The sequence below is a fragment of the Streptomyces sp. CRCS-T-1 genome (assembly GCF_024442335.1).
In the GTDB taxonomy this organism is placed as follows: Bacteria; Actinomycetota; Actinomycetes; order Streptomycetales; family Streptomycetaceae; genus Streptomyces; species Streptomyces koelreuteriae.
This window is the reverse complement of record NZ_CP101651.1, coordinates 2,927,149-2,953,871: the sequence shown is the minus strand read 5'-3', so window position 1 is coordinate 2,953,871 and position 26,723 is coordinate 2,927,149. Positions and strand designations below refer to the sequence as shown.

The window sequence follows — 26,723 nt, the reverse complement described above, 5'->3', positions numbered from 1 at the left end:
AGCGACGGCGCGCGGTGAAAAGGATCGCGCCATGTCCCCGGCCGCACTTTTCGACCCCGTTCGCTCCCGTGGTTCACAAGGGCGTAACCGGCCATCGGCACGAATGGATAACGGCCCCACGGTGAACCGTTCCCAAGGGTGTCTACGCGCGTTAATGTGCGCCGCACTGAGCGCCCACTGCGGGGCTTTGGAGAATGGGGAACTTCAGATGCGTCGGATTTCCAAACTGACCCGTGTCGCGGTGGGGGTCGCGTCGCTCGGGCTCGCCGCCACGGCCTGTGGCAGCACCAGCAGTGAGAGCGGTGGCAGCGACACGAAGGAAGACAAGGGTCTCGCCATCGCCTACGACATCGGCGGCAAGGGTGACCAGTCCTTCAACGACGCCGCCTACGCGGGCCTGACGAAGGCCAAGGACGAGTACGGCTACAAGACGGCCGACATCGAGCCCACCGAGGGCGAGACCGACGCCGACAAGGAACAGCGGCTGGCCTCGCTGGCCAAGCAGGGCTACAACCCGGTCATCGGCGTCGGCTTCGCCTACGGCCCGGCGATGAAGGCCGTGGCCGCCAAGTACCCGAAGACCACCTTCGGCATCGTCGACTCCGTGGTCGAGGGCAAGAACGTCGCCTCCCTCGTCTTCGCCGAGGAGCAGGCCTCGTACCTCGCCGGTGTCGCCGCCGCCAAGGTCACCAAGTCGAACACCGTCGGTTTCGTCGGCGGTGTGGACATCCCGCTGATCCACAAGTTCGAGGCCGGCTACAAGCAGGGCGTGCAGGACACCAACCCCAAGGTGAAGGTCGTCTCGCAGTACCTGACGCAGACGGCCGAGGAGGGCGGCTTCGCCAGCCCCGACAAGGGCAAGGCCGCCGCCGAGGGCCAGATCGAGAAGAAGGCCGACGTCGTCTACCAGGCGGCCGGTCTCTCGGGCCAGGGCGTCATAGAGGCCGCCGCCAAGGCGAAGGTCTGGGCGATCGGCGTCGACTCCGACCAGTACAAGCAGGCACCCCTCGCCGCGTACAAGCAGTACATCCTCACCTCCGCCCTCAAGGACGTCGGCGGCGCGGTCTACGCGCTGTCCAAGTCGGTCCACGACGGCAAGCCGCTGTCCGGGACCCAGACCTTCGACCTGAAGGTCAACGGTGTCGGAGTCTCCGAGGCCAACCCGGAGTTCGGCCAGGTCGCGGGGCTCAAGGACGCCGTGGACAAGGCCAAGAAGGGCATCATCGACGGCTCCATCAAGGTCAAGACCGAGTAGCGGTACCGGTCTGCGACAGCCACGGAGGGCGGGCACCCCAGGGTGCCCGCCCTCCGTGGCGTTCCCGGGGCGAATCGCCCCGAGCCACCCGGATCACCCTGCGCCACCCCTCGTTCGCGGTCGGCGACACCCGACCCGAGACCCGGGGATGGCTTGGCCACGGGCGGATAACAAGGTGGACAGAAGGGGTTTTCAGGCAGGTCTACGCGCGTTAATCTGCGGCGAAGCCAGCGTCGACGCTGAACCGTTCCGGCGCTTGGCGACCCCGGGGTAGTGAGAGCACGTCCCCACGCCGCCCGGCACGCACCCTCGCCGCACCGGGCCCGCCAGTACGACAGGAGCACCCACACATGCGCCGGATTTCCCGGATCACGGTCGCAGGCGCAGCGACCGCCTCCCTGGCCCTCGCCCTCTCCGCCTGCGGCAGCACCTCGACCTCTGCCGGGTCGTCGGACTCGAAGGGGAACAAGGGTCTCGCCATCGCGTACGACGTCGGTGGCAAGGGCGACCAGTCCTTCAACGACGCCGCGTACGCGGGTCTGGAGAAGGCGCAGAAGGAGTTCGGCTACAAGACGGCCGACGTGGAGCCCACCGAGGGCGAGACCGACGCCGACAAGGAGCAGCGTCTGGTCTCGCTGGCGAAGCAGGGTCACAACCCGGTCATCGGCGTCGGCTACGCGTACGCCTCGGCCGTCAAGGGTGCCGCGGAGAAGTTCCCGGACACCACCTTCGGCATCGTCGACGACGCCACGATCAACAGCAAGAACGTCGCCGACCTGGTCTTCAACGAGGAGCAGGCCTCCTACCTGGCCGGTGTCGCCGCCGCCAAGAGCACCAAGTCCAAGGTCGTCGGCTTCGTGGGCGGTGTGGACATCCCGCTGATCCACAAGTTCCAGGCGGGCTTCGCGCAGGGCGTCAAGGACACCGACCCGAAGGTCAAGGTGCTCTCCCAGTACCTGACGCAGACGGCCGAGGAGGGCGGCTTCGCCAGCCCCGACAAGGGCAAGACGGCCGCCGAGGGCCAGATCGAGAAGAAGGCCGACGTGGTCTACGCGGCCGCCGGTCTGTCCGGTCAGGGCGTCATCGAGGCCGCCGCCGCCAAGAAGGTGTGGGCGATCGGCGTCGACTCCGACCAGTACGAGCAGGCCGCCCTCGCCAAGTACAAGGACTTCATCCTGACCTCGGCGATGAAGGACGTCGCCAAGGCGGTGTACAACCTCGCGAAGTCGGTCGAGGACGGCAAGCCCGAGACCGGTATCGTTCGTGGCGATCTGAAGACCGGCGAGGTGAGCCTCTCGGACTCCAACCCGAAGTTCGCGGACGACGCCGAGCTTCAGGAAGCCATCAAGACGGCCAAGGAGAAGATCATCAGCGGCGAGATCAAGGTCAAGAGCAGCTGACGACTTACTGCCTCGAGCAGGCAGTGACCCCCGGGGGTCGCGTCCGCTCAACGGGGCGCGGGGAGGCTGCTCTCCGTGCCCCGTTGGCGCGGGGGCCCGGCCCCTTTGTATGCCGTAGGGGCGCTACGCGCGTAGACGACCCCCGTCCCCAGGAGAGTGCGTTATCAACGCGTCCAGCAGCCCTCCGGCCGGAGCGGCGGTCAACGAATCGGTGACCGCCGTCGAACTCGCCGGGATCACCAAGCGTTTCCCCGGCGTCGTGGCCAACCACGACATCCACCTCAGCGTCCGCAAGGGCACCGTCCACGCCCTGGTCGGTGAGAACGGCGCCGGCAAGTCGACCCTGATGAAGATCCTCTACGGCATGCAGAAGCCGGACGAGGGCACCATCGCCGTGGGCGGCGAGCAGGTCGCCTTCTCGTCGCCGGCCGATGCCATCGTCCGCGGCATCGGCATGGTCCACCAGCACTTCATGCTCGCCGACAACCTCACGGTCCTCGAGAACGTGGTGCTCGGCAGCGAGAAGCTCCACGGCATCGGCGCCAAGGCCCGCCGCAAGATCAAGGAGCTCTCCGAGCGCTACGGCCTCGACGTCAAGCCCGACCTCCTGGTCGAGGAGCTCGGCGTCGCCGCCCGCCAGCGCGTGGAGATCCTCAAGGTCCTCTACCGCGGCGCCACCACGCTGATCCTCGACGAGCCCACGGCCGTCCTGGTGCCGCAGGAGGTCGACGCCCTCTTCGCCAACCTGCGCGAACTGAAGTCCGAGGGCCTGTCGGTCATCTTCATCTCGCACAAGCTCGGCGAAGTGCTCTCCGTCGCCGACGAGATCACCGTCATCCGCCGCGGCACCACCGTCGGTACGGCCGTCCCCGCCGAGACGACGCCGCGTCAGCTCGCCGAGATGATGGTGGGCAGCGAACTGCCCACGCCCGAGACGGCCGAGTCCACGGTCACCGACCGCCCGGTCATCACCGTCGACAAGCTCCGCCTGGAGGCCCCCGGCGGCAAGGCCCTCCTCGACGACATCACCTTCACCATCCACGAGGGCGAAGTCCTCGGCATCGCCGGCGTCGAGGGCAACGGCCAGACCGAGCTGGTGGACGCGCTCATCGGCCTCAAGCACGCCGACTCCGGCACGATCCGGCTCGCCGACGAGGAGATCACCGCCTGGCCCACCCGCAGGCGCCGCGAGCAGGGCATCGGCTACATCCCCGAGGACCGCCACCGCCACGGTCTGCTCCTGGAGGCACCCCTCTGGGAGAACCGCATCCTCGGCCATGTCACCGAGAAGCCCCTCGCCAAGGGCGTCTGGCTGGACCCGAAGGCCGCCCAGGAGGACACCCGCCGGATCGTGACGGAGTACGACGTCCGCACCCCCGGCATCGACGTCACCGCCGCCTCCCTGTCCGGCGGCAACCAGCAGAAGCTGATCGTCGGCCGCGAGATGAGCCACAAGCCGCGCTTCCTGATCGCCGCCCACCCCACCCGGGGCGTGGACGTCGGTGCCCAGTCCGCCATCTGGGACCTCATCCGCGAGGCCCGCCGCGAGGGCCTGGCCGTGCTGCTGATCTCCGCCGACCTCGACGAGCTGATCGGTCTGTCCGACACCCTGCGCGTGATCTACAACGGCAAGCTGGTCGCCGACGCCGACCCGGCCGGCATCACGCCCGAGGAACTCGGCTCGGCGATGACCGGCGCCGCGACCGGCCACCTGGAACACGAAGAGACCCCCGAGACCCGCAAGTCTCCCGAGTCTGGGGAAGACGAGGCCCGCTGATGAAGAAGTTCGACAAGGAGCGCGTGCTCCTCGCGGTGGCCGGGCCGGTCATCGCGCTCGCCGTGGCCTTCGTCCTGATCGCGATCGTGCTGATCGCGTCGGGCAAGAACCCGATCGAGCCGTTCGCCCTGATGTTTGAGCAGCTCGGCTTCTCCGACATCCAGGTGCTGATCATCAACCAGGCGTCGATGTACTACATCGCGGCGCTCGCGGTGGCCATCGGCTTCCGGATGAACCTGTTCAACATCGGCGTCGACGGCCAGTACCAGCTCGCCGCCATGATGGCCGCCATCGTCGGCGCCCACGCCAGCATGCCGGCCGCGATCCAGGTGCCGCTGCTGCTCCTGACGGCCGTCCTCACCGGCGCCTTCTGGGCCGGTATCGCCGGTGTCCTCAAGGTCACCCGCGGCGTCAGCGAGGTCGTCGCCACGATCATGCTCAACGCCATCGCCACCTCGGTGATCTCCTACCTGTGGCTGCCGGACGTCTTCGGCGTCAAGGTCGGCAACAACAACACCACCGGCGAGATGCACGAGTCCGGCTGGATCCCCGGCATCTCGATGGGCGCGGCCGGCGAGATCTACGGCCTGGTCCTGCTCGCCGTCCTGCTCGGCATCGGCTACTGGGTCGTCCTGAACCGCACCCGCTTCGGCTTCGACCTGCGTGCCTCCGGCGCCTCCTCGACCGCGGCCGCGGCCAGCGGCGTCGACCCCAAGCGCATGGTGCTGACCGCCATGCTGCTCTCCGGCGGCCTCGCGGGCCTGGCCGGTCTGCCGATCCTGCTCGGCGACACCCACACCTACAGCCTGAACTTCCCCACCGGAATCGGCTTCCTCGGCATCGGCATCGCCCTGCTCGGCCGCAACAGCCCGGTCGGCATCGCCTTCGCCGCCCTGCTGTGGGCCTGGCTCGACAAGGCCTCGCCCGAACTGGACTTCCACGGCTACGACAAGGAGATCGCGGTCATCATGCAGGGCCTGATCGTCCTCTCGGTCGTCGTCTCCTACGAGGCCGTCCGCGAATGGGGCCTGCGCCGCCAGCAGCGCCGGGTCGGCGCCGAACTGGCCGCCGGTCACGTCCTCGGCACCACCACCCACAACGCCACGAAGGAGGTGGCTGGCCGATGACCACCGTGACCGACCTCAACCAGCCCACGCTGCAGCCCGCGGCGCCCACCGGCCGCCGCCTGTCGTGGCCCGTCCTGCTGCTGGTCATCGCCGGCGGTCTGGCGCTGACCTCGATCGTCCGCATCATCACCGGCGCCGACGGCATCACCAACGTCAGCCAGATGTCCACCGCGCTCCAGCTCGCCGTGCCGATCGGCCTCGCCGGTCTCGGCGGTCTGTGGGCCGAGCGCGCGGGTGTCGTCAACATCGGCCTCGAGGGCATGATGATCCTCGGCACCTGGTTCGGTGCCTGGGCCGGATTCCAGTGGGGCCCGTGGACCGGTGTCCTGGTGGGCATCGCGGGCGGCGCGATCGGCGGCCTGCTGCACGCCTTCGTCACCGTCACCTTCAACGTCAACCACATCGTCTCCGGTGTGGCCATCAACATCCTCGCCCTGGGCGCCACCCGCTACCTCGCGCCCCTCGCCTTCGAGGGCCACACGGGCGGCTCCGCCAAGCAGTCCCCGGCGGTGGAATCCCTCGGCAACTTCACGGTGCCGGGCCTCTCCGACGCGCTGCGCGACCTCAACGCCCACGGCTGGTTCCTGATCTCGGACATCGCCGGCCTGCTCGGCGGCCTGGTCACCAACGTCTCCTGGCTGACCCTGATCGCCATCGCGCTGATCCCCGCCACCTGGTGGATCCTGTGGCGCACCGCCTTCGGCCTGCGGCTGCGCTCCTGCGGCGAGAACCCGGTCGCCGCCGAGTCCCTCGGCGTCAACGTCTACAAGTACAAGTACATCGCCGTGATCATCTCCGGCGGTCTGGCCGGCCTCGGCGGCGCCTTCCTGTCCATCGTGGCCAACCCCTTCTACCTGGAGGGCCAGGTCAGCGGCCGCGGCTACATCGGCCTCGCCGCGATGATCTTCGGCAACTGGATGCCCGGCGGACTCGCCCTCGGCGCGGGCCTGTTCGGCTACACCGACAGCCTCAACCTGCGCGGCGGCTCGGCCAACGTGCACGCCCTGCTGCTGCTCGGCGCGCTCCTGCTGCTCATCGGCGCCATCTGGCTGGTGGTCCGCAAGAAGTACGTCCAGGCCGCGATCACCCTGGTCGTCGGCGGCCTGGTCTTCGCCTGGTACGCGACCACCGACGAGGTCCCCAACCAGGTCGTCTCCGCCACGCCGTACGTCATCACCCTGGTGGTGCTCGCCCTGTCCGCGCAGCGTCTGAGGATGCCCAAGGCGGACGGCATGCCGTACCGGAAGGGACAGGGCAAGTGACCGACGCCGGCCCGGCCGTCGACTGGGAGAAGCTGCGCGCGGTGGCCCGGGACGCCATGTCCCGGGCGTACGCCCCCTACTCCGGCTATCCGGTGGGCGTGGCCGCCCTGGTCGACGACGGCCGGATCATCTCCGGCTGCAACGTCGAGAACGCCTCGTACGGCCTCGGCCTGTGCGCCGAGTGCGGCCTGGTGTCGGAGCTGCACAACACCGGCGGCGGCCGGCTGACGCACTTCACCTGCGTCGACCGCGACGGCGACCCGCTCGTACCGTGCGGCCGCTGCCGCCAGTTGCTGCACGAGTTCGGCGGCCCGGAGCTGCTGCTGGAGACCCCGGAGGGCATCCTGCCGCTGTCGGCGATGCTGCCCCAGGCCTTCGGCCCCGGCCACCTCGACAAGTAGTCATTCCCGTACGGCCCCTCCGAGTCGCCAGTCGCTCAGGAGGGGCCGTACGGCTTCTGGAAATCCTCGGAAGGAAGCCCAAGCCATGGCCATGGACGCCATCTCCGTCATCCGCACCAAGCGGGACCGCGGCGAGCTCAGTGACGAGCAGATCGACTGGGTCATCGACGCGTACACCCGCGGGGAGGTGGCCGACGAGCAGATGTCCGCCCTCGCGATGGCCATCCTGCTCAACGGCATGAACCGCCGTGAGATCGCCCGCTGGACCGCCGCGATGATCGCCTCCGGCGAGCGCATGGACTTCTCGTCCCTGTCCCGCCCGACGGCCGACAAGCACTCCACGGGCGGCGTCGGCGACAAGATCACGCTCCCGCTGGCCCCCCTGGTCGCCGCGTGCGGCGCCGCCGTACCGCAGCTCTCGGGCCGCGGCCTCGGCCACACCGGCGGCACGCTGGACAAGCTGGAGTCCGTCCCCGGCTGGCAGGCCCTGCTCTCCAACGAGCGGATGCTGAACGTCCTGGACACCACCGGCGCGGTCATCTGCGCGGCGGGCGACGGCCTGGCCCCCGCGGACAAGAAGCTCTACGCCCTGCGCGACGTCACGGGCACCGTCGAGGCGATCCCCCTGATCGCCTCCTCGATCATGTCGAAGAAGATCGCCGAGGGCACGGGCTCGCTCGTCCTGGACGTCAAGGTAGGCACGGGCGCCTTCATGAAGACTCTGGACGACGCCCGCGAACTGGCCTCCACGATGGTCGGCCTGGGCACGGACCACGGGGTGCGTACGGTCGCCCTGCTCACGGACATGTCGACCCCGCTCGGCCTCACCGCGGGCAACGCCCTGGAGGTCCGCGAGTCGGTGGAGGTCCTGGCGGGCGGCGGCCCGGCGGACGTGGTCGAACTGACCATCGCCCTGGCCCGCGAAATGCTGGACGCCGCAGGTGTGAAGGACGCCGACCCGGCGAAGGCCCTGGCCGACGGCTCCGCGATGGACGTCTGGCGCCGCATGATCGCGGCCCAGGGCGGCGACCCGGACGCGGCGCTCCCGGTGGCCCGCGAACAGCACGTGATCAAGGCCCCGGCCTCGGGCACCCTGACCCGCCTCGACGCCTACGACATCGGCATCGCCGCCTGGCGCCTCGGCGCGGGCCGCGCCCGCAAGGAGGACCCGGTCCAGGCAGGCGCCGGCATCGAACTCCACGCCAAGCCGGGCGACCCGGTGAAGGAGGGCCAGCCCCTGCTGACCCTGCACACCGACACCCCGGAGCGTTTCGAGTACGCGCTCCAGGCGGTGGAGGGCTCCTACGACATCGCGGCCCAGGGGACGGACTTCACGGCGTCGCCGGTAGTGCTGGAACGTATCGCCTGACCTGGGGGTTTTCCTTTCGGGTGAACGGGATCGGTGGACCTCCGCCGGTCCCGTTCGGCATGCTGGGATCGGTGACGCACTGATTGGAGAACCGCCATGAGCGCACTCACCGTCGACCACTCGGCTGCCAACGGCCACGAGTGGGACGACCTCGTTCGGATCTGGCAGGAGACGGACGCGCCCGAGGGCTGCAAGGTGGAGATCATCGAGGGGATCGTCACCGTGGCACCACCGCCGTCCAATGCCCACAACGACATCGCTGACCTGGTCCAGCGAGTCCTGTACGAGGTCATCCCCAGGCACTGGGGCATCTACCAGACCCTGGGCACGGCGGTCCCGTCCCGTGACGGGCTCTACATCCCTGACCTCGCAGTCGCCCCCAGGCAGGTGCTGCGTGACGAGGGCGGCCACTTCATCCCAGCGGCTGCCGCGGAACTCATTGTCGAGATCACGTCCAAGGGGAATGCGGCCCACGATCGGATCAAGAAAGCCGCCGGTTATGCCCACGCCGGCGTTCCGCTGTACCTGCTCATCGACGGCTGGGCCCCCGGAGGGCCCGTCATCACGCTCTACGGCGAACCGCGGGGGAAGGTCTACCGGGTTCTGGATGAGGGCAAATTCGGAGATCGCATCACGCTGCCCGAGCCCTTCACCCTAGAACTCGACACCGCCGAGTTCCCCCACGACTGACTCACCCCAGCACCGCCGCCACCACCACAAGCACCGGCACCGCCAGCACCGTCGACAGCAGGATCGCCTCCCTCGCCAGCACCTCGCCCACTCGGTAGCTACTCGCGTACGTGAACAGGTTCTGTGCCGCAGGCAGGGCAGAGGTGACGACCACGTCGAGCAGGGACGCTCCGTGGAGGCCGAAGACGGTCGTCGCCAGGGCCCAGGCGATCAGGGGCTGGGCGATCGCCTTCAGGGCCACGGCGAGGAGGACGGGGGCCCGTTCCGCGCCGCGCAGGGGGAGTGTGCTGCCGCGCAGGGAGATGCCGAAGGCGAGGAGGACGGCCGGGACCGACATGTTGCCGATCAGGGTGAGGGGGTCCATCAGCGGGCCCGGGACATGGAGGCCGGTCGCCGACGCCGCCACCCCGGCGAGGGAGCCCAGGGCGATCGGATTGCGGAGCGGGGTGAGCAGGCTCTGCCACAGGGGGCGCTTGTCCTCCTCCGAGACGGTCGCCAGGTCCAGGACCGTCAGCGCCACCGGTGTGACGGCGACCAGCTGGAACAGCAGCACCGGCGCGACCAGCGACGCGTCACCGAGGACGTACACGGCGATCGGGATGCCGAGATTCCCCGAGTTCACGTAGCTGGAGCACAGCGCGCCGATCGTCGTCCGGCCCGCACCCCACCGGCGCACCGCACCCACCGCCACGAAGACCCCCGCCGCCGCTGCCGTGCTCATCGCCGTGACCAGCAGCCGGTCGGAGAAGATCACCGACAGGTCGGCCTGCGCGAGCGTCGTGAAGAGCAGCGCCGGGGACGCCACATGGAAGGCCAGCTTGGTCAGGACCTCGCGGCCCCCGTCCCCCAGATAGCCCCGGCGGCCGATCAGGTAGCCGACCCCGATGACCACGGCGATGACCGCGAACCCGCTCAGCACCCCCTGCACGACGCCCCCTCACCGGCGAAGAGAGCATCGGGCAGCGCGGGAGGGGCAGGTGCATGGGGCATACAGCCAACCCTCCGGGGAAGGCCATGTCCCGGTCAATGTGATCTTCCCTGCGCACCGACAGAAGGGACCGTCGCGATGAGTTACCGCCGCCCGCCCGGTCTACCGATCGTGGACGCCATGACACCGCCCGTGCTCGTACTGCCCGGCCCCGTCACCCGGGACGAGGTGAGAGGGCTGAGCGACGACGTACGGGCACTGCTGCACACCAGCGGTGCCCGGGTCGTGGTGTGCGATGTCGGGGGCCTCGGACCGCCGGGCCTCGCCACCGTCGACCTGCTGGCGCGGCTCCAGCTCGCCGCCCGCCGGGCGGGAGGCCGGATCAGGCTCCGCGACCCCGACCCGGCCCTAGGCGCCCTGCTCGACCTGGTCGGCCTCCGCTTCGAGACGGAGGGGCAGGTCGAAGAGCGGGAACCAGCGCTCGGTGTCGAGGAAGCAGTGGAACCCGGTGATCCGGCCGTCTGAGATCTCCAGCACCTGGACCGCCCACGGCATGAAGCCGCCGCCCTCCGGGTCGGGCTTGTACTGGGCGAACCCCGGCAGCCCGTTGACCTCGACCGGCACCAGCCGGGAGCCCGCGCAGGGCGCGCCGAGCGTCGTCATGAAGCCGGTGATGTCGCCGACGCCGGTCAGCCACAGGTCGAACGGCGGCATCGTCATGACCGCGTCCTCGTGCAGCAGGGCCGTCAGCGCCGCCATGTCGTAGCCCTCGAAGGCCGCCACATAGCGGTCCAGCAGCTTCTGCTGGTCCTCGTCGAGCGGGTCGGAGACGACCGCGTCGGCGCCCGGCTGCTGCCGCTCGGCCAGGGTGGCGCGGGCCCGCTGGAGGGCGCTGTTGACCGACGCCACCGAGGTGTCCAGCAGCTCGGCGACCTCGCTCGCCCTCCAGGCCAGCACCTCGCGCAGGATCAGCACGGCCCGCTGCTTGGCCGGAAGCTGCTGCAGCGCGGCCATGAAGGCGAGCCGCACGGACTCCTTGGCGACCGCCGCCTCCGCCGGGTCCTCGGTCGTGGGCAGCACACGGGCGTCCGGCATCGGCTCCAGCCAGGTGTTGTCCGGGCGGGGGGACAGGGCCGCCCGGGCGAGCGGCGTGGACTCGGTGAGATCCATGGGCCGGGCGCGCTTGTTGCCCGCGGTCAGCATGTCCAGGCACACGTTCGTCGCGATGCGGTAGAGCCAGGAGCGAAGGCTGGAGCGGCCCTCGAACTTGTCGTAGCTGCGCCAGGCGCGGACCATCGTGTCCTGCACCGCGTCCTCGGCCTCGAAGGAGGAGCCGAGCATCCGGTAGCAGTACCCGGTCAGCTCGGTGCGGTGTGCCTCCAGCCTGGTGTCCAGGTCCGTCGGTGCCGCCGTGCCGTTCGTCATCGTCCACCCACCCCTGTGGAATGTCTGTCACGCGCCATTGCGCCCAGTACTCCGGAAGCTACCGCAGCCCACTGACAACGGCCCCCCGAGCGCACGAACCCGCAGGTGGGAGCACCCGCCTCGGACCGGTCTCAGCCGCCTCAGACGAGCTGCTTCACCGACATCAGCAGATGCCGGTGCGCCCCGGCCTCCGCCGTGCCCGCCTCCGCCGTGCCCGCCTCCGCCGTGCCCGCCTCCGCCGTGCCCGCCCCAACCCCGCCGCCGTCCGCCACCCCGTGCAGCAGCGCCCGCTGCCCCGCCCCCAGCAGCTCCAGCCGTACCCGCGGGCTCTCGAAGGACGTCAGCGCGTCCAGCAGATAGGCCGGGTTGAAGGCCACCGGCACCTCGTCGGCGCCGCTCAGCGTGGCCGGCAGCCGCTGAGCCGCCACATCGTCCCCGAAGCCGGCCCGCAGCATCACGAACCCCTCGGCCGAGAAGTCCAGCCGCACCGAACTGTTCGCCTCCGCCACCACCGCGACCCGCCGCACGGCCTCCGCGAGCCCCTCGCGCTCCACCTCGGCGACCGCCGCCCCCGCCATGTCGAACAGCGATGTGTAGGCGGGCAGCCGCCCGTCCAGGAGCCGCAGCGCCGTCCGCGACTGCCCGCCCTCGAAGCCCATCAGCCCGCCGCCCCCGGCCGGATCCCATCCGATGACCACGTCCCCGCAGCGCCCCAGCGACCGCGCGACATCCAGCAGCCGCCGCGACGGCAGCAAAGCCTCCACCACCCCCTCGGCGGCCTCCACCACCCCGTCGGCCGCCGCCCCCGGCTTCCACTCCAGCCGCCGCACCGCGTACCGGTAGCGATCCGAGGCCGACAGCGTCATCTCCCCGCCGTCGAGACGCAGTTGGACGCCCGTCAGCAGCGGCAGCGTGTCGTCCCGTCCGGCGGCGAGGGCGACCTGCGCGACGGCGGTCGCGAACGCGGCGGCGTCCACCGTGCCGTACGGCGCGGGCGCGGCGGGCAGGGCCGGGTACTCGGCGATTGGCAGTGTCGAGAGCCCGAAGCGCGTCCCGTCCGCCTCCACGGTGAACCGCGACGCCTCCAGCGCACAGCTCACCGGCCCCTCCGGCAGCACCCGGCACACCTCCAGCAGCCGCCGCCCCGGGACGAGCACCCGCCCTTCAGCCGCGACCTCCGCTTCGGCCTCCACCCGTACCGCCGCCTCGAAGTCGAACCCCGTCACGGCGAGCCGTCCCGCGTCCGCCTCCAGCAGCAGTCCGCCCAGCACCGGCACCGGCGTCCGCGCGGGCAGTGCCCGCCCCGCCCGGCCCACGGCCTCGGCGAACGCCGTACGGTCGATGCGGAACTCCATGAGAAATCCCCCTGCTCGGATCCGGTGGTCAGTCAGACGCGGACGTTATCCGCGCCCACTGACAACCGGCCCCGACCAGGGGGATTGACGCGCTGTACGGTCAGGCGGCCGTGGCCAGCCTCCGCTGCAGCCGAGCCGCCCGCGTGCCGAACACCGTGATCGTCACGACGCCGAGCACCGCCAGCAGTCCGACGCCGACCGTTCCGGCCCAGCCGCCCGCGTGGAAGGCGATCGCGCCGACCGTGCTGCCCGCGCTGGAGCCGATGTAGTACGACGACTGGTAGAGCGCCGAGGCCTGCGCGCGGCCGGTCGTGGCCGTCTTGCTGACCGCCGAGGAGGCCACCGCGTGGCCCGCGAAGAAGCCGCCCGTGATCAGGACCAGACCCAGCAGGACCAGCGGCAGCGACCCGGCCAGGGACAGCAGCAGGCCCGCCGCCGTCGTACCGCCCGCGGCGTACAGCGCGCCCCGGCGGCCCATCCGGCCCACCAGCCGGCCCGCCGTCGACGCCGACACCGTACCGACGAGGTACACGAGGAAGATCGAGCCGATGATGCCCTGCGGCAGTGAGAACGGGGCCTCGGTCAGTCGGTAGCCGATGACCGTGTACACGCCGCCGAACACCGTCATGAACAGCGCGCCGATCGCGTACAGCCGGCACAGCAGCGGGTTGGACAGGTGGTCGCGGACCGTGCGCGCCAGGACGCGCGGGCGCAGCGAGCCCGGCTTGAAGTGCCTGGGGGCGGGGAGCAGCGCCCGGAAGGCCACCGCACACGCCACGGCGAGCGCGCCGATGACACCGACGGCGACCCGCCAGCCCCACTCCTGTGCGACCCAGCCGGTGATGACCCGGCCGCTCATCCCGCCGACGCTGTTGCCGGCGACGAACAGCCCGATCGCGGTGACCAGCGCCTTGGGGCTGACCTCCTCCGCGAGGTACGCGGTCGCCGACGCGGGCAGCCCGGCCAGGGCCGCGCCCTGGAGGGCCCGCAGCACGACCAGCACACCCAGCGACGGGGCGAGCGGCACCAGCAGCCCGATCGTGACCGCCACGGCCAGCGACGCCGTCATGACCGCACGCCGTCCGAAACGCTCGGACAGGGCGCTCATCGGCAGCACGAACAGCGCCAGCCCGCCCGTCGCGGCGGCCACGGTCCAGCTCGCGTCGCTCGCCGCCACCCCGAACTCACCGGAGATCAGCGGAAGCAGCGCCTGCGTGGAGTACAGCAGCGCGAAGGTCGCGACACCCGCGAGGAAGAGGGCGAAACTCATCCGGCGGTAGCCGGGCCCGCCCGGCGACATACGGGAGTCGGAAGCAGGGACAGAGACATCGGCGCCCACGGTGGTGGACGCCCCGGTACTGGCGGGAGTCATGCCTCGAAATTACGTACGCCCCCACTGATCCGTCCAATGCATGGAACGGCGATAATCGTTCCCATGGTGCATCAATCCAGTTCAGCGGCTCGCCTGTCACCATCCAGTGACACAGAAGACATGGCGGAGATGTCCAAGGTGCTGGCCCCCCGCCTCGCCTACTTCGCAGGCGTCGCGCGCACCGAGCACGTCACCCGTGCCGCCCAGGAGATGAACGTCCCGCAGTCGACCCTCTCCCGCTCCATGGCCCGTCTGGAGCAGGACCTGGGCGTCGACCTCTTCGCCCGCCACGGCCGTACGGTCTCCCTCACCCCGGCCGGCCGCACCTTCCTCGCCTCGGTCGAGCGCGCCCTGGCCGAGGTCGAGCGCGCCGCCGAGGAGGTGCGGGCCGACGCCGACCCCTTCACCGGCAAGGTCGCCTTCGGCTTCCTGCACACCATGGGCGCCGAGACCGTCCCGGGCCTCCTCCAGGCCTTCCGCGCCGACCATCCCCGCGTCCGCTTCAGCCTGGTCCAGAACTACGGCGAGGCCATGCTCGAACGCCTCCGCGCCGGCGAACTCGACCTCTGCCTGACCTCCCCGGTCCCCGACGCCCCCGACCTGGTCGCCCGCCGCCTCGACGAACAGAAACTCCGCCTGGTCGTCCCCGCCGACCACTCCCTCGCCACCCGCCGCCGCATCCGCCTCGCGGAAGCGGCCGACGAAACCTTCGTCACCCTCGAACCCGGCTACGGCCTGCGCCGCATCACCGACGACCTCTGCCAGGAAGCGGGCTTCAAGCCCCGCATCGCCTTCGAGGGCGAGGAAGCCGAAACCCTCCGAGGCCTGGTGGCAGCAGGCCTCGGAGTAGCCCTCCTGCCCCCACCGGCCGTCCCTCGCCCCGGAGTGGTCGAACTGACGGTGACGGCCCCCCGAGCAGTCCGCGAAATCGGCGTGGCCTGGCTGGAAGGCCACCCGGACACACCCCCCGTAGCAGCCTTCAAAAGGTTCCTGCTCTCAAGAAGAGGCAGTCTGCTGCCCTAGTCAGGGGCGCGGGGAACTGCGCGATCAACCACAACGAACCCGCACTCCGAAAACCACATGCACCCCAGCGGCGCTACCGCCTCGAAGGACTGAACCCCGCAGCCAACGGCATCCGCAACCCCAACGGCGGCGGCGCGGCCAACGCATCCCGCACAGGCCGGGACACCGCCCGCCCGTACACCGCCCCCATCACGAAGTCCTCGGCCAACGCCAGCACTTCGTCCCGGTACTGATGCAACCCGTGCCCATCCGCATGCACTTCGAACCGGCACACATCCCGATTCGCCTTCTTCACCCGCGCCGCCAGCCGGAACGACAACTCGGGATCCGTCCGCTCGTCATTCGTGCCGTGCACGATCAGCACCTGCCGCCCCACCAACTGCTTCACCGGTTCGGGTGGCGCCGCCACATCCTCCTCCGGCAGCCAGGGGGCCAGCGCCAGCACGGAGTTGACGGCCTCGTGCCCACCCGCGCGCAGCCCGGCCCGGCCGCCCATGCCGATCCCCGCGAGGCAGACGGGCACGTCCCCGTACCGCCGTACGACCTCGTCGGCCGCCCAGACGGCATCGGCCGCGAGGTTGGCCTCACTGCCGTTCCAGCCGCGGCAGCGGTAGTGCACCACGTGCGCGGCGAGCCCCTCGTCCCGGCCCGCGCGGGCCAGCCGGCGCCCCAGGGCGCGTACGGAGGCGGTCGCCAGCAGGGGCGACGGTCTGCGGCCGGAGACCTCGTCCCCGCCCGGCAGCAGCAGCACCACGCCGCTCACCGCCGTCGGCTCCGGACCGAGTGTCCTGCCCAGCCGGGCCCTGCGAACCGGCGTCGCTTGGTGTGCCATGACAGAACAGTGTCAGAAACACAGGTGTATTCGACCCGTCCCCGGGGTCACCGTTACGTATCGACGAAAACGTAAAGCGGCCGAAGAGGAGCCATCTACGCGCGTAGGAGTTAGAGTGCGGAAATGACGAGCCAGACCATCGCGAACACCCCGACACCGGACCAGATCCGCCGGGCGCCCAAGGTTCTGCTGCACGACCATCTCGACGGCGGCCTGCGCCCCGCGACGATCGTCGAACTCGCCCGCGAAACCGGCTATACCCAGCTCCCCGAGACCGACCCGGAGAAGCTCGGCATCTGGTTCCGCGAGGCCGCCGACTCCGGTTCCCTGGAGCGGTACCTGGAGACCTTCTCCCACACCGTCGGCGTCATGCAGACCCGCGACGCCCTGGTCCGGGTCGCCGCCGAGTGCGCCGAGGACCTCGCCGAGGACGGCGTCGTCTACGCCGAGGTGCGCTACGCCCCCGAGCAGCACCTCGAAGGCGGGCTGAGCCTCGAAGAGGTGGTCGAGGCCGTCAACGAGGGTTTCCGGGAAGGGGAGCGGCGCGCCAGGGAGAACGGCCACCGCATCCGCGTCGGCGCCCTGCTCACCGCCATGCGGCACGCGGCCCGGGCCCTGGAGATCGCCGAACTCGCCAACCGCCACCGGGACCTGGGGGTGGTGGGTTTCGACATCGCCGGTGCCGAGGCCGGCTACCCGCCCACCCGGCACCTGGACGCCTTCGAGTATCTGAAGCGCGAGAACAACCACTTCACCATCCACGCCGGCGAGGCCTTCGGACTGCCCTCCATCTGGCAGGCCCTGCAGTGGTGCGGCGCCGACCGGCTCGGGCACGGCGTGCGGATCATCGACGACATCCAGGTCCACGAGGACGGCCGCGTCGAACTCGGGCGGCTCGCCTCGTACGTCCGGGACAAGCGCATCCCGCTGGAGCTGTGCCCGAGCTCCAACCTGCAGACCGGGGCGGCGTCCTCGTACGCCGAACACCCCATCGGGCTGCTGCGGCGGCTGCATTTCCGAGCCACCGTAAATACGGACAATCGACTCATGTCTTACACCAGCATGAGCCGGGAATTCGAGCACCTTGTCGAGGCGTTCGGTTACACGCTCGACGACATGCAGTGGTTCTCAGTCAATGCGATGAAATCAGCGTTCATTCCTTTCGATGAACGACTGGCCATGATCAATGACGTGATCAAGCCGGGATACGCCGAGCTGAAATCCGAATGGCTGTTCCGGCAGACCGCTTCGACCAGCGGCTCTGCGGATTCGGAGGGCTGACCGGGCGGGAAATGGCGCACAGGGAATGCGGACGGTGTTCACAAGCCGTCCGCATTTCGATGTTTGCGGCGGGTGGTGCCGCGTGATTACGGTCGCCGCACCGCTCACACACCCCGTCATCCCATTGCGAGGACGCGTTTTCATGAAGCAGTCTGCTGCCAAGTCCCTCGGTGTCGCCGCTCTCGGTGCCGCCTTCGCCGCCACCGGTGCGGGCGCCGCCAATGCCGCCCCGGCCGTCCCGGACGCCACCCAGGCGCTGGGGGGCCTCACCCAGGCCCTCCCGGCGGAGCAGCTCTCCCAGACGCTGCCGGCGGGCTCGGGCGAGGCGGTGGGTCAGGGCCAGAGCCTGGCCGGTACCGGTCTCGCCGCCGCCCAGCCGGTCGCAGGCCAGCTGCTCGCCCAGGGCCCGAACGGACCGGCCCCCAAGCTGCTCGGCGGGCTCCCGGTGAACGGCATTCCGCTCGCCTGACCCTCCCGCCCGTGCGGACGCACACGCCGATGGGGCGCACCCCTGGACACAGGGTGCGCCCCATCGGCGCTTCAGCGGCGGGCGGTCACCAGGCCGTCTGGGCCTTGTGCCGCACCTTGTCCTCGGAGGGCAGCACGATCCACAGCGCGATGTACAGCAGGAACTGCGGCCCGGGCAGCAGACACGAGACCAGGAAGATCACCCGCATCGTCGTCGTGGAGGTGCCGAAGCGCCGGGCCAGCGCGGCGCACACTCCGCCGATCATGCGGCCGTGGGTGGGGCGGGCGAGGCGGGACATGTGCGACTCCTTCAGCGTCGATGTGCGAGGTCTCTCGTCCGAGTACCCCATCTGCACTCCACGCTACGGAGACGAAGGCGGCAAAGCGTCGCTCCACGGAGCGATCCCGACCCTGGGAATCGTCGGGGTCCGACCCTGAGCCGGCTCCTCCGGGGGGAGGGGCGCCCGGGTCAGGGGCGCGAGGGCGCGGCGGCGCAGCCAGGAGCGGCCCGCCGGGACGAGCGCGAGATGCGCGAGGCCCACGCCCGCGGTGTTGAGGAACAGCGAGTCGACGTCCACGACCTGACCGGGCACGCCGGTCTGCAACAGCTCGATGCCCATCGACAGCAGCGCACCGGCCGCGACGGCGCGCAGCAGGGACGCCAGCGGCGAGACGGCCAGCCTGCCGCTCGCCATCGGCAGCAGCACGCCCAGCGGGGCGAGCAGGGCCAGCTTCTCGCCGATGTGGCGGGCCGCCTCGGGCCAGCCCAGGGCGAGATCGGCCCGGATCCCGGCGAACGGCCGCAGATTGGCGGGCATCACCCAGGGCACCTCCAACGGCCGCAGCGTGAACCAGGCGACGAACGCGAGGTGTGCGACGAGGAGGACACCCCCCGTCACACGGATGCGGAACTCGGCGCTGCCGCCGATGGAGCCTTGACGCTGCACGCCCCCCTAGACGCGGCCTCCGGCAGGATCGGTTCCGGGATACCCCCCGGGACGCGTGTGAGGCGTGCGCCACAGCCGGGCGGAGCCCGCCCGCGGCCTCACTCGCCGGCCACGTCCTTGGACGGCGGCTCGGTGCTGCCCGGGCGGGCCCGCACCTCGTCGGTGCACGCGTAGCGGCGCGGGGACTCGGGACCGGGGCCGCCCAGGACCACGGAACCGTCGCCCTCGGCGGCGGCCGAGTCGGAGAAGGTGCAGACGATCTGGGCCAGGGCGTACGAGGTGAGGCTGTCCGGCGCCGTGCTCAGCCGCAGCGTTTCCTCCGGGTCGCCCTTCAGCGGCCCGCCCACGGTGATGCCACCGCGTACGTCCGTGCTGTAGCCGGCCTCCTTCTCGGCGGGCGACGGAGTCTCGGCGAGCTGGTCCAGCAGGCCCTGCGCCACCAGCATGCGCCGCTCGGAGTCCGCCGCGCCGTCCGGGACCCGTACGGTCCGGTCGACGGTCACCAGCGAGGACCCGCACAGCAGGAACACCTGCACCGGCAGCCCCCGCGCGGCCCGCGTCGACACGTCCGGCTCGGCCAGCGAGCACTGCACCCGCGAGGGCGCGGGCCCGAAGTTCGTCGGCACCTCCGTCGCCCGGATCCCGCAGCCGGCCAGCGATACGGCGAGGGCGGGCACGGCGAGCAGACGAGACACGGCCGCGAGACGTACCGTCATCAGGCGTCCCCCCTCGAGTCCTCGCCCTTGGGCTGGTCGGTATCGCTCTCGGGCCGCTGCCCGTCGTCGGCGGGCTCTTCCGCCGGAGCGGTGCCGCGCGGGAGCCGCAGGGTGAACACCGCCCCCGAGTCCGCCGAGTTGGCCGCGGTGATCTCGCCGCCGTGGATGTGGGCGTTCTCCAGGGCGATGGACAGGCCGAGGCCGCTGCCCTCGGAGCGCGGCCGGGAGGCGCTGGCCTTGTAGAACCGGTCGAAGACATGCGGCAGCACGTCCTCGGGGATGCCGGGCCCGTGGTCCTGCACCTCGATGACGAGCGAGTCGTCGTCCGCGCGGACGGTCACCCGCACGGGGGAGCCGCCGTGCTTGAGCGCGTTGCCGATGAGGTTGGCCAGGATGACGTCGAGGCGCCGCGGATCCAGCCGGGCGTGGATACCGCGCTCGGCGTCCAGCTCCACCGCGTCCAGCCAGGCCCGGGCGTCGATGCACGCGGTGATCTGGTCGGCGATGTCGACGTCGTCCAGGACGAGCCGGGCGGTGCCCGCGTCGAAGCGGGTGACCTCCATCAGGTTCTCGACCAGGTCGTTCAGCCGCCGCGTCTCACTCACCACCAGCCGGACGGCGGGCTCGATCATCGGGTCCATGCTCCCGGTCTCCGCCTCCAGCTCCTCCTCCAGCACCTCCGTCACGGCGGTGATGGCGGTGAGCGGCGTACGCAGTTCATGGCTCATGTCCGCGACGAACCGCCGGGACGCCTCGTCCCGCGCGGCCATGTCGGCGACCCGCTTCTCCAGCGCCTCGGCCGCGTTGTTGAACGTCCGCGACAGATCGGCGAGTTCGTCGGTGCCGGACACCCTGAGCCGGGTGTCCAGCTTGCCCTCGCCGAGCCGGCGCGCGGCCGTCCCGAGCCGTTGTACGGGCTTCAGCACCGTCGTCGCGGCGGCCTGCGCGAGCAGCGCCGAGCCGATCAGCGCGAGCGCCGTGGCGATTCCCAGCGACCAGGCGAGCGAGTTCAGGTCCTTCGCCTCCGGTTCCAGCGACTTGAGCATGTAGCCGGTCGGGCCGCCGCCGATCACCCGCGTCCCGGCCACGAGGTAGGGCGTGTCGTGGTCTATGACCCGCTGCCAGTACAGGTGGTACGGGTGCTTGTTGGCCCCGTCGACCTTCTGCGTCTTGTTCACCGCCGTGCGCAGCGAGGCCGGCACGTCCCGCAGCGAGAAGCCGCTCAACCCGCCGGAGCTGCCGTAGACGGTCCTGCCGTCGGCGTCACGGGCGACCAGCAGCACACTGAAGCGCTGGTCGCTGCCCGCCATCTGGCCCGCGGTGTGCTGCAACTCGTCCTGCGTCGGCCGCTCGGGCAGCGCGCCCGCCCGGTTCTGCATCTCCTGCTCGAAGTCGCGCAGCACCGCGTCCTGCGCACGGGTGAGGACCGCCTCGCGGTTGAGCCAGTACGCGATCCCGGACGCGGACACGGCGGCCGTCAGGGCCACCAGGCCGAAGACGACGACCAGCCTCAGACGCAGACTGGTAAAGCGCAGCCGCGACAGAACTCCCTTGCGCGCCCCGGTCCAGCCGCGGGCCCCCCCTTGGTGCGCCTGTGTCACTGAGGCGCGTCCAGCCGGTAGCCGACACCCCGCACGGTACGGATCAGAGTGGGCGACGACGGCACGTCCTCGACCTTGGCGCGCAGCCGCTGCACACAGGCGTCCACGAGCCGCGAGTCACCCAGGTAGTCGTGCTCCCACACCAGCCGCAGCAGCTGCTGCCGGGACAGCGCCTGCCCCGGCCGCCGGCTCAGCTCCAGCAGCAGCCGCAGCTCGGTCGGCGTGAGCTGGAGGTCCTCGCCGTTCTTCGTCACGGTCATCGCCGAGCGGTCGATGACGAGGCTGCCGAACGACGCCGCGTCGTTGGACTCCCGCTCGCCGCGCCGCAGCACCGCCCGGATCCGGGCGTCGAGCACGCGCCCCTGCACCGGTTTGACGACATAGTCGTCGGCGCCGGACTCCAGCCCGACGACCACGTCGATGTCGTCGTTGCGCGCGGTCAGCAGGATGATCGGCAACTGGTCCGTGCGCCGGATGCGCCGGCACACCTCGAACCCGTCGATGCCGGGCAGCATCACATCCAGCACGATCAGATCCGGCCGCTGCTCGCGCAGCAGCTGCAGACCGTCCTCACCACTGGCAGCGGTCGCCACGCGGTGACCCTGGCGCGTCAGTGAGAGCTCCAGGGCCGTCCGGATGGCGTCGTCGTCCTCGATCAGCAACAGGGAAGGCACGGGCTCATTCTGGCCCATGAGGGGGGCGGGGTTCGACCTGTGGGCCGAGATCAGCGCCGCTCCTACCGCCGACACCTGTGGATGAACCGTGCTCGTCCTGTGGCCGACCCCTGTGACAGGCCTGTGACAGTCGGCGGACACGGCGATGAAAGTGCCGGGGCAAGCTTTTCGGCACAGGCAAGGAAGCCCGCCGGACCGGCGGGCCGCACACCGGAAGTCCACGACGGGGGGCGCGAGATGAACACGCTGCACGGCATCAGCACGAGCGCAGTGATCACGCGTCTGCACGACGTGCACCGGGGTTCCGAGAAGTCCGGTGCCGTGAGCGGGCGGGGGTGCGCTCGCGGCACCGGGCGTCAGCACACCGCCTACATGACGGTGGTTGACGCACCGACGGGGGAGATCAACAAGGGGGCTCACGGGGGAGCCGCGTACAGGGAGGACTCGGGGGAGCGCCGTTCGCTGTCGGAGGCGGAGTTCACCGCCTACGTCCAGGAGCGCCGCGCCTCCCTGTACGCCACCGCCTATCACCTCACCGGCGACCGCTTCGAGGCCGAGGACCTGCTGCAGAGCGCGCTGTTCTCGACCTACCGGGCGTGGGAACGGATCAGTGACAAGGCTGCGGTCGGCGGATATCTCCGCCGCACCATGACCAACCTGCACATCAGCGCGTGGCGCCGCCGCAAGCTGAACGAGTACCCGACCGAGGAGCTGCCGGAGACGCCCGGCGACACGGACGCGATGCGCGGCACCGAGCTGCGCGCGGTCCTGTGGCAGGCGCTGGCCCGGCTGCCCGAACTCCAGCGCACCATGCTGGTCCTTCGTTACTACGAGGGCCGCACGGACCCGGAGATCGCGGAGATCCTCGACATCAGTGTCGGCACGGTGAAGTCCAGCATCTGGCGGTCGCTCCGCCGGCTGCGCGAGGACGAGGTCCTCAGCTTCGGCCGTGACGAGGAAGACGCCTTCGGCGAGCTCGTGGCCTGAAGGTTCGGGGGGAGCACCACAAAGGGGGCCCACGGGGGACTGGGAAGACGCTGGGGGGCGTCTGCTCAGGAGAGTGGGGACACGGGGGGAACGAGGGGGGAAACGGGGGAGCACCCTGGGGGGGAGCACCACGGGGGAACACAAGAGCGGGACTGGAGGGCCGGGGGGTCCGTCCAGTCCCGCTTCTCTCGTTGCCGTGTCTCGGCCTCGTGCCTCAGGGGCTTGTTTCTCAGGCTTGCTTCTCAGGCCGCCGTACGGAGACTCGCGCACCGGCCCGCCGCGGCGGCCGCCAGCCGGCCCATCGCCTCGTCGCGGTCGCAGGCGTACGCGCCCAGCGCGCTCTGCCGGGCGACGATCGAGCGCTCCTGCCGCATCAGACGCCAGCCGCGGCGCAGCAGGAACGGCACCGACTTGCGGCCCTCCTTCAGATCCCGCAGGAACCGGCGGCGGAACGTCTTCACCGGGCCGCGGCTCAGGCACAGCGCGTCGGCCAGGACGCCCAGTTCCCGGCAGCGTGTGACGATCTCCGCGGCGAAGATGCCCTCCGCGAGGAACAGCGGGGTCCGTCCGATGTCGACCGTCTCCTCGCCGGTGCGGGCGCTGAGGGAGAGGTCGTAGACGGGGACGGCCGTACGGCCCGTACGGCACAGCCGGGTGATCGCGGCGACGGCCGTGTCCGCGTCCCAGGAGTCCGGATGGTCCCAGTCGATGTCCGAACTCCCCTCCACCAGAGGCAGAGTCGGGTCGTCGCCCTCCTTGTAGAAGTCGTCGAGCCGCAGCACCGGAAGGCCGGAGCGGGCCGCGAGGAGGGACTTGCCGGAGCCGGAAGGGCCGCAGAGCAGCACGACTCGCGTCGGTATGGGCAGAGGGGAACTCACGGGACACCAGTGTGAGGCATCCATCGGGCGTCGTACGACCCCGCGGGTCGCCTTTGATGCGCGCGTCACATCTCAACTACCCTTCGTGTCGTTCCGATTACCCAGAGCGTCAGAAGGTGGCAACGATGGCCCGACACGTCTCACCCAAGAAGCCGACCGTCCAGCGTGCCCTGGCCGTCCTCGCGACCGCGGGAGTGGCGCTGGGGGCGGGTGCGGGGGCGGCGTCGGCCGCGGCGGGCGCCGGCTCGGTCCTGGACATGGCCCACACCTCCCTGGGCAAGACCGACCTCCGCTCCGGCCTCCAGGCCGCCGGCGACACCCTCGCCTACACCACCGGCACGGTCACGGGCCTCAAGCCCAACCCCCTCTCCGGCACGGGAGTCGACCCCCTCGACAACAGCGTCGGCACCGAGGTCGCCGACTTCAAGCCGATGACGTCCCGCGAGGTGACGGGGCCGGTGGCGCAGGCACCGTCGGTCGGGGGTCTCCCGGTGGTGGAGCAGGCGGCCGGGGCGCTCTCGCGGTAACTCGCGGCCCGTGCGGAGAAGCCCCGGACCTCCTGGACGGAGGAGAGCCGGGGCTTCCGTATGAGGGGGGGGCGGGGGTGGCGTCAGTAGGAGGAACCCGACGCGCCCAGTGACCCCGTGGGGTGCCAGACCGTTTTGGTTTCCAGGAATGCCGTCATGCGGTCGGTGCCCGGGGGCTCCGTGTAATCCACAGGCTGTGGACGGAGGACGCGCTTGAGGTTGTCGGCTGCCGCGATCTCCAGGTCCTTCGCGAGGGGCTCGTCGGCGCCCGCGAGGTCGATCGCGTTGACGTCCTGGTGGGAGGCGAGGGGGGTCGCGATCTCCGCTGTGCGGCCCGAGAGGATGTTGACCACGCCGCCGGGGACGTCCGAGGTGGCCAGGACCTCGGCCAGGGACAGGGCGGGGAGAGGGGACTTCTCGCTGGCTACGACGATCGCCGTGTTGCCTGTGGCGATGACCGGGGCCAGCACCGAGACGAGGCCCAGGAAAGACGACTCCTGGGGTGCCAGGACCGCGACCACGCCCGTCGGCTCGGGGGAGGACAGGTTGAAGAACGGGCCCGCCACCGGGTTGCCGCCGCCGACCACCTGGGCGATCTTGTCGGTCCAGCCCGCGTACCAGACCCAGCGGTCGATCGTCGCGTCCACGACCGCCGCCGCCTTGGACTTCGACAGGCCCTCCGCGTCGGCCACCTCGCGGGTGAACTGGTCGCGGCGGCCCTCCAGCATCTCGGCGACGCGGTAGAGGACCTGGCCGCGGTTGTACGCCGTCGCGCCGGACCAGGCGCCGAACGCCTTGCGGGCCGCGACCACGGCGTCACGGGCGTCCTTGCGGGACGACAGCGGTGCGTTCGCCAGCCACTTGCCCTTGGAGTCGCTCACCTCGTACACCCGGCCGCTCTCGGAACGCGGGAACTTTCCGCCCACGTACAGCTTGTAGGTCTTGAGGACACTGAGTCGGTCAGACATCGAGGTACGCCTCCAGGCCGTGACGGCCGCCCTCGCGGCCGAAGCCCGACTCCTTGTAGCCGCCGAAGGGCGAGGTCGGGTCGAACTTGTTGAACGTGTTGGACCAGACGACACCCGCGCGGAGCTTGTTCGCGACCGCCAGGATGCGCGAGCCCTTCTCCGTCCAGATGCCGGCGGAGAGGCCGTACTGCGTGTTGTTGGCCTTGGCGACGGCCTCGTCCGGGGTGCGGAAGGTCAGGACCGACAGCACCGGGCCGAAGATCTCGTCGCGGGCGATGCGGTGCGCCTGGGTGACGTTCGTGAAGAGCGTCGGGGCGAACCAGTAGCCGCTCTCCGGGAGTTCGCAGGCCGGGGACCAGCGCTCGGCGCCCTCCGCCTCGCCCTGCTCGACGAGGGAGGTGATGCGGGTGAGCTGCTCCTCGGAGTTGATCGCCCCGATGTCGGTGTTCTTGTCGAGCGGGTCGCCGAGGCGCAGCGTCGACAGGCGGCGCTTGAGGGAGTCGAGCAGCTCGTCCTGGATCGACTCCTGGACCAGGAGGCGGCTGCCGGCGCAGCAGACCTGGCCCTGGTTGAAGAAGATGCCGTTCACGATGCCCTCGACGGCCTGGTCGATGGGGGCGTCGTCGAAGACGATGTTGGCGCCCTTGCCGCCCAGTTCCAGCGTGAGCTTCTTGCGGGTGCCGGCGACCGTGCGCGCGATCTCCTTGCCGACGGCCGTGGAGCCCGTGAAGGCGACCTTGTTCACGTCCGGGTGGGCCACCAGCGCTGCGCCCGTGTCGCCGTAGCCGGGGAGGATGTTGACGACGCCCTTGGGGAGACCGGCCTGGCGGCAGATGTCCGCGAAGAACAGCGCCGAGAGGGGCGTCGTCTCGGCCGGCTTCAGGACGACCGTGTTGCCCGTCGCGAGGGCCGGGGCGATCTTCCACGCCAGCATCAGGAGCGGGAAGTTCCAGGGGATGACCTGGCCCGCCACACCGAGCGGCTTCGGGTTCGCGCCGTAGCCGGCGTGGTCGAGCTTGTCGGCCCAGCCCGCGTAGTAGAAGAAGTGCGCGGCGACCAGGGGCAGGTCGGCGTCGCGCGTCTCCTTGATCGGCTTGCCGTTGTCGAGGGTCTCGAGGACGGCCAGCTCGCGGGAGCGCTCCTGGATGATGCGGGCGATGCGGAAGAGGTACTTCGCGCGCTCCGCGCCCGGCAGCGCCGACCACTTCTCGAAGGCCTTGCGGGCGGCCTGGACGGCGCGGTCCACGTCCGCCTCGGTCGCCTGGGCGATCTCGGCGAGGACCTCCTCGGTGGAGGGGCTGACCGTCTTGAAGACCTTGCCGTCGGCCGCCTCGGTGAACTCACCGTCGATGAACAGGCCGTACGAGGGCGCGATGTCGACGACCGCGCGGGACTCGGGGGCCGGGGCGTAGGCGAATGCGGGTGCAGACGCGGGTGCGGATGCCACGTTTTCCATACTC

Annotated in this window: 27 protein-coding genes; 14 read left to right on the top strand and 13 right to left on the bottom strand. The window is 70.7% G+C overall.

From position 1 onward, the window contains the following. Positions 1–208: 208 nt before the first annotated feature. The 8 genes from NNW99_RS12995 (at position 209) to NNW99_RS12960 (ending at position 9,281) form a co-directional block, all read left to right on the top strand. Complete coding sequence (locus NNW99_RS12995; RefSeq protein ID WP_215119095.1) at positions 209–1,255, top strand: BMP family protein; 1,047 nt, start codon at positions 209–211, stop codon at positions 1,253–1,255. Between the two features lie 350 nt (positions 1,256–1,605). Then, the gene (locus NNW99_RS12990; RefSeq protein ID WP_215119094.1) at positions 1,606–2,655 is read left to right on the top strand and encodes a BMP family protein; all 1,050 of its coding nucleotides are present in this window, start codon (positions 1,606–1,608) and stop codon (positions 2,653–2,655) included. 211 nt (positions 2,656–2,866) lie between these two features. Continuing rightward, on the top strand, positions 2,867–4,432 hold the full coding sequence (locus NNW99_RS12985) for an ABC transporter ATP-binding protein (RefSeq protein WP_215119091.1): 1,566 nt from the start codon (positions 2,867–2,869) through the stop codon (positions 4,430–4,432). Next, a complete protein-coding gene (locus NNW99_RS12980) occupies positions 4,432–5,559 on the top strand; it encodes an ABC transporter permease (RefSeq protein WP_215119089.1) in 1,128 nt (375 codons plus the stop codon). The genes NNW99_RS12985 and NNW99_RS12980 overlap by 1 nt, the downstream gene beginning before the upstream one ends. Then, positions 5,556–6,821 (top strand): ABC transporter permease, encoded by a 1,266-nt coding sequence (locus NNW99_RS12975; RefSeq protein ID WP_215119088.1) that lies wholly within the window; start codon positions 5,556–5,558, stop codon positions 6,819–6,821. Before NNW99_RS12980 ends, NNW99_RS12975 begins: the two co-directional genes overlap by 4 nt. After that, positions 6,818–7,222: a cytidine deaminase gene (locus NNW99_RS12970; RefSeq protein ID WP_215119087.1), complete on the top strand. Its 405-nt coding sequence runs from the start codon at positions 6,818–6,820 to the stop codon at positions 7,220–7,222. Before NNW99_RS12975 ends, NNW99_RS12970 begins: the two co-directional genes overlap by 4 nt. Before the next feature lie 85 nt (positions 7,223–7,307). Then, positions 7,308–8,591, top strand: coding sequence for a thymidine phosphorylase (locus NNW99_RS12965; protein ID WP_215119086.1), 1,284 nt, complete (start codon positions 7,308–7,310; stop codon positions 8,589–8,591). Between the two features lie 96 nt (positions 8,592–8,687). Continuing rightward, positions 8,688–9,281 carry a Uma2 family endonuclease gene (locus tag NNW99_RS12960; RefSeq protein WP_215119085.1) on the top strand — a complete coding sequence of 198 codons (594 nt, stop codon included), beginning with the start codon at positions 8,688–8,690 and terminating at the stop codon, positions 9,279–9,281. A gap of 1 nt (position 9,282) precedes the next feature. Here the strand turns inward: NNW99_RS12960 and NNW99_RS12955 are convergent, their stop codons facing one another. Continuing rightward, complete coding sequence (locus NNW99_RS12955; RefSeq protein ID WP_215119081.1) at positions 9,283–10,209, bottom strand: AEC family transporter; 927 nt, start codon at positions 10,207–10,209, stop codon at positions 9,283–9,285. Positions 10,210–10,347: 138 nt separating this feature from the next. Between NNW99_RS12955 and NNW99_RS12950 the strand changes: the two genes are divergently transcribed. Then, complete coding sequence (locus NNW99_RS12950; RefSeq protein ID WP_215119079.1) at positions 10,348–10,734, top strand: STAS domain-containing protein; 387 nt, start codon at positions 10,348–10,350, stop codon at positions 10,732–10,734. On the opposite strand, the gene NNW99_RS12945 is transcribed toward NNW99_RS12950, so the two are convergent. From NNW99_RS12945 to NNW99_RS12935, 3 genes are all read right to left on the bottom strand, one after another. Next, positions 10,618–11,634: a sigma-70 family RNA polymerase sigma factor gene (locus NNW99_RS12945; protein WP_215119074.1), complete on the bottom strand. Its 1,017-nt coding sequence runs from the start codon at positions 11,632–11,634 to the stop codon at positions 10,618–10,620. The two genes, NNW99_RS12950 and NNW99_RS12945, sit on opposite strands and share 117 nt — an antisense overlap. A 140-nt stretch (positions 11,635–11,774) precedes the next feature. Continuing rightward, positions 11,775–12,989, bottom strand: a complete 1,215-nt coding sequence (gene dnaN / locus NNW99_RS12940) for a DNA polymerase III subunit beta (RefSeq protein ID WP_215119073.1) — start codon at positions 12,987–12,989, stop codon at positions 11,775–11,777. Between the two features lie 100 nt (positions 12,990–13,089). After that, positions 13,090–14,361, bottom strand: a complete 1,272-nt coding sequence (locus NNW99_RS12935; RefSeq protein ID WP_215119068.1) for an MFS transporter — start codon at positions 14,359–14,361, stop codon at positions 13,090–13,092. Positions 14,362–14,424: 63 nt separating this feature from the next. On the opposite strand from NNW99_RS12935, the gene NNW99_RS12930 reads away from it, so the two are divergent. After that, entirely contained in the window at positions 14,425–15,384 is a 960-nt protein-coding gene (locus tag NNW99_RS12930; protein ID WP_215119066.1) for a LysR family transcriptional regulator, read from the top strand. 73 nt (positions 15,385–15,457) lie between these two features. Here the strand turns inward: NNW99_RS12930 and NNW99_RS12925 are convergent, their stop codons facing one another. Further along, positions 15,458–16,216, bottom strand: coding sequence for an alpha/beta hydrolase (locus NNW99_RS12925; RefSeq protein WP_215119064.1), 759 nt, complete (start codon positions 16,214–16,216; stop codon positions 15,458–15,460). Positions 16,217–16,339: 123 nt separating this feature from the next. Here NNW99_RS12925 and NNW99_RS12920 point away from each other — a divergent pair, with 123 nt between their 5' ends. Together NNW99_RS12920 and NNW99_RS12915 are read left to right on the top strand one after the other, a co-directional pair. After that, positions 16,340–17,497 carry an adenosine deaminase gene (locus NNW99_RS12920; RefSeq protein ID WP_215119062.1) on the top strand — a complete coding sequence of 386 codons (1,158 nt, stop codon included), beginning with the start codon at positions 16,340–16,342 and terminating at the stop codon, positions 17,495–17,497. Between the two features lie 142 nt (positions 17,498–17,639). Then, the gene (locus NNW99_RS12915) at positions 17,640–17,966 is read left to right on the top strand and encodes an ATP-binding protein (protein ID WP_215119060.1); all 327 of its coding nucleotides are present in this window, start codon (positions 17,640–17,642) and stop codon (positions 17,964–17,966) included. Positions 17,967–18,051: 85 nt separating this feature from the next. Here NNW99_RS12915 and NNW99_RS12910 read toward each other — a convergent pair whose 3' ends face one another. The 5 genes from NNW99_RS12910 to afsQ1 form a co-directional block, all read right to left on the bottom strand. After that, complete coding sequence (locus NNW99_RS12910) at positions 18,052–18,264, bottom strand: PspC domain-containing protein (protein WP_215119058.1); 213 nt, start codon at positions 18,262–18,264, stop codon at positions 18,052–18,054. 63 nt (positions 18,265–18,327) lie between these two features. Then, positions 18,328–18,912 carry a VanZ family protein gene (locus tag NNW99_RS12905; protein ID WP_215119057.1) on the bottom strand — a complete coding sequence of 195 codons (585 nt, stop codon included), beginning with the start codon at positions 18,910–18,912 and terminating at the stop codon, positions 18,328–18,330. Between the two features lie 98 nt (positions 18,913–19,010). Beyond that, complete coding sequence (locus tag NNW99_RS12900) at positions 19,011–19,628, bottom strand: hypothetical protein (protein ID WP_215119053.1); 618 nt, start codon at positions 19,626–19,628, stop codon at positions 19,011–19,013. Next, a complete protein-coding gene (locus NNW99_RS12895) occupies positions 19,628–21,229 on the bottom strand; it encodes a HAMP domain-containing sensor histidine kinase (protein ID WP_215119051.1) in 1,602 nt (533 codons plus the stop codon). Before NNW99_RS12895 ends, NNW99_RS12900 begins: the two co-directional genes overlap by 1 nt. After that, a complete protein-coding gene (gene afsQ1, locus NNW99_RS12890) occupies positions 21,226–21,903 on the bottom strand; it encodes a two-component system response regulator AfsQ1 (RefSeq protein ID WP_215119050.1) in 678 nt (225 codons plus the stop codon). The genes NNW99_RS12895 and afsQ1 overlap by 4 nt, the downstream gene beginning before the upstream one ends. A 237-nt stretch (positions 21,904–22,140) precedes the next feature. On the opposite strand from afsQ1, the gene NNW99_RS12885 reads away from it, so the two are divergent. Further along, a complete protein-coding gene (locus tag NNW99_RS12885) occupies positions 22,141–22,890 on the top strand; it encodes a SigE family RNA polymerase sigma factor (RefSeq protein ID WP_215119049.1) in 750 nt (249 codons plus the stop codon). A gap of 242 nt (positions 22,891–23,132) precedes the next feature. Here NNW99_RS12885 and NNW99_RS12880 read toward each other — a convergent pair whose 3' ends face one another. Beyond that, complete coding sequence (locus NNW99_RS12880) at positions 23,133–23,837, bottom strand: uridine kinase (RefSeq protein WP_370869134.1); 705 nt, start codon at positions 23,835–23,837, stop codon at positions 23,133–23,135. A 56-nt stretch (positions 23,838–23,893) separates the two neighbouring features. Here NNW99_RS12880 and NNW99_RS12875 point away from each other — a divergent pair, with 56 nt between their 5' ends. Then, the gene (locus tag NNW99_RS12875; protein ID WP_215119037.1) at positions 23,894–24,295 is read left to right on the top strand and encodes a hypothetical protein; all 402 of its coding nucleotides are present in this window, start codon (positions 23,894–23,896) and stop codon (positions 24,293–24,295) included. Between the two features lie 83 nt (positions 24,296–24,378). Here NNW99_RS12875 and NNW99_RS12870 read toward each other — a convergent pair whose 3' ends face one another. Together NNW99_RS12870 and NNW99_RS12865 are read right to left on the bottom strand one after the other, a co-directional pair. Next, positions 24,379–25,263: an aldehyde dehydrogenase family protein gene (locus NNW99_RS12870; RefSeq protein WP_215119035.1), complete on the bottom strand. Its 885-nt coding sequence runs from the start codon at positions 25,261–25,263 to the stop codon at positions 24,379–24,381. Beyond that, positions 25,256–26,719 (bottom strand): aldehyde dehydrogenase family protein, encoded by a 1,464-nt coding sequence (locus NNW99_RS12865; protein WP_215124250.1) that lies wholly within the window; start codon positions 26,717–26,719, stop codon positions 25,256–25,258. Before NNW99_RS12865 ends, NNW99_RS12870 begins: the two co-directional genes overlap by 8 nt. Positions 26,720–26,723: the final 4 nt, after the last annotated feature.

Excerpts from the sequence above, each read along its gene's own strand:
- NNW99_RS12925 (WP_215119064.1), bottom strand. The coding sequence starts at position 16,216 with ATGGCACACCAAGCGACGCCGGTTCGCAGGGCCCGGCTGGGCAGGACA.
- NNW99_RS12990 (WP_215119094.1), top strand. The coding sequence starts at position 1,606 with ATGCGCCGGATTTCCCGGATCACGGTCGCAGGCGCAGCGACCGCCTCC.
- NNW99_RS12950 (WP_215119079.1), top strand. The coding sequence starts at position 10,348 with ATGAGTTACCGCCGCCCGCCCGGTCTACCGATCGTGGACGCCATGACA.
- NNW99_RS12935 (WP_215119068.1), bottom strand. The coding sequence starts at position 14,361 with ATGACTCCCGCCAGTACCGGGGCGTCCACCACCGTGGGCGCCGATGTC.
- NNW99_RS12930 (WP_215119066.1), top strand. The coding sequence starts at position 14,425 with ATGGTGCATCAATCCAGTTCAGCGGCTCGCCTGTCACCATCCAGTGAC.
- NNW99_RS12900 (WP_215119053.1), bottom strand. The coding sequence starts at position 19,628 with ATGACGGTACGTCTCGCGGCCGTGTCTCGTCTGCTCGCCGTGCCCGCC.
- NNW99_RS12910 (WP_215119058.1), bottom strand. The coding sequence starts at position 18,264 with ATGTCCCGCCTCGCCCGCCCCACCCACGGCCGCATGATCGGCGGAGTG.
- NNW99_RS12865 (WP_215124250.1), bottom strand. The coding sequence starts at position 26,719 with ATGGAAAACGTGGCATCCGCACCCGCGTCTGCACCCGCATTCGCCTAC.
- NNW99_RS12995 (WP_215119095.1), top strand. The coding sequence starts at position 209 with ATGCGTCGGATTTCCAAACTGACCCGTGTCGCGGTGGGGGTCGCGTCG.
- NNW99_RS12980 (WP_215119089.1), top strand. The coding sequence starts at position 4,432 with ATGAAGAAGTTCGACAAGGAGCGCGTGCTCCTCGCGGTGGCCGGGCCG.
- NNW99_RS12915 (WP_215119060.1), top strand. The coding sequence starts at position 17,640 with ATGAAGCAGTCTGCTGCCAAGTCCCTCGGTGTCGCCGCTCTCGGTGCC.
- NNW99_RS12945 (WP_215119074.1), bottom strand. The coding sequence starts at position 11,634 with ATGACGAACGGCACGGCGGCACCGACGGACCTGGACACCAGGCTGGAG.
- NNW99_RS12875 (WP_215119037.1), top strand. The coding sequence starts at position 23,894 with ATGGCCCGACACGTCTCACCCAAGAAGCCGACCGTCCAGCGTGCCCTG.
- NNW99_RS12870 (WP_215119035.1), bottom strand. The coding sequence starts at position 25,263 with ATGTCTGACCGACTCAGTGTCCTCAAGACCTACAAGCTGTACGTGGGC.
- dnaN (WP_215119073.1), bottom strand. The coding sequence starts at position 12,989 with ATGGAGTTCCGCATCGACCGTACGGCGTTCGCCGAGGCCGTGGGCCGG.
- NNW99_RS12885 (WP_215119049.1), top strand. The coding sequence starts at position 22,141 with ATGAACACGCTGCACGGCATCAGCACGAGCGCAGTGATCACGCGTCTG.
- NNW99_RS12965 (WP_215119086.1), top strand. The coding sequence starts at position 7,308 with ATGGCCATGGACGCCATCTCCGTCATCCGCACCAAGCGGGACCGCGGC.
- NNW99_RS12920 (WP_215119062.1), top strand. The coding sequence starts at position 16,340 with ATGACGAGCCAGACCATCGCGAACACCCCGACACCGGACCAGATCCGC.
- NNW99_RS12975 (WP_215119088.1), top strand. The coding sequence starts at position 5,556 with ATGACCACCGTGACCGACCTCAACCAGCCCACGCTGCAGCCCGCGGCG.
- NNW99_RS12960 (WP_215119085.1), top strand. The coding sequence starts at position 8,688 with ATGAGCGCACTCACCGTCGACCACTCGGCTGCCAACGGCCACGAGTGG.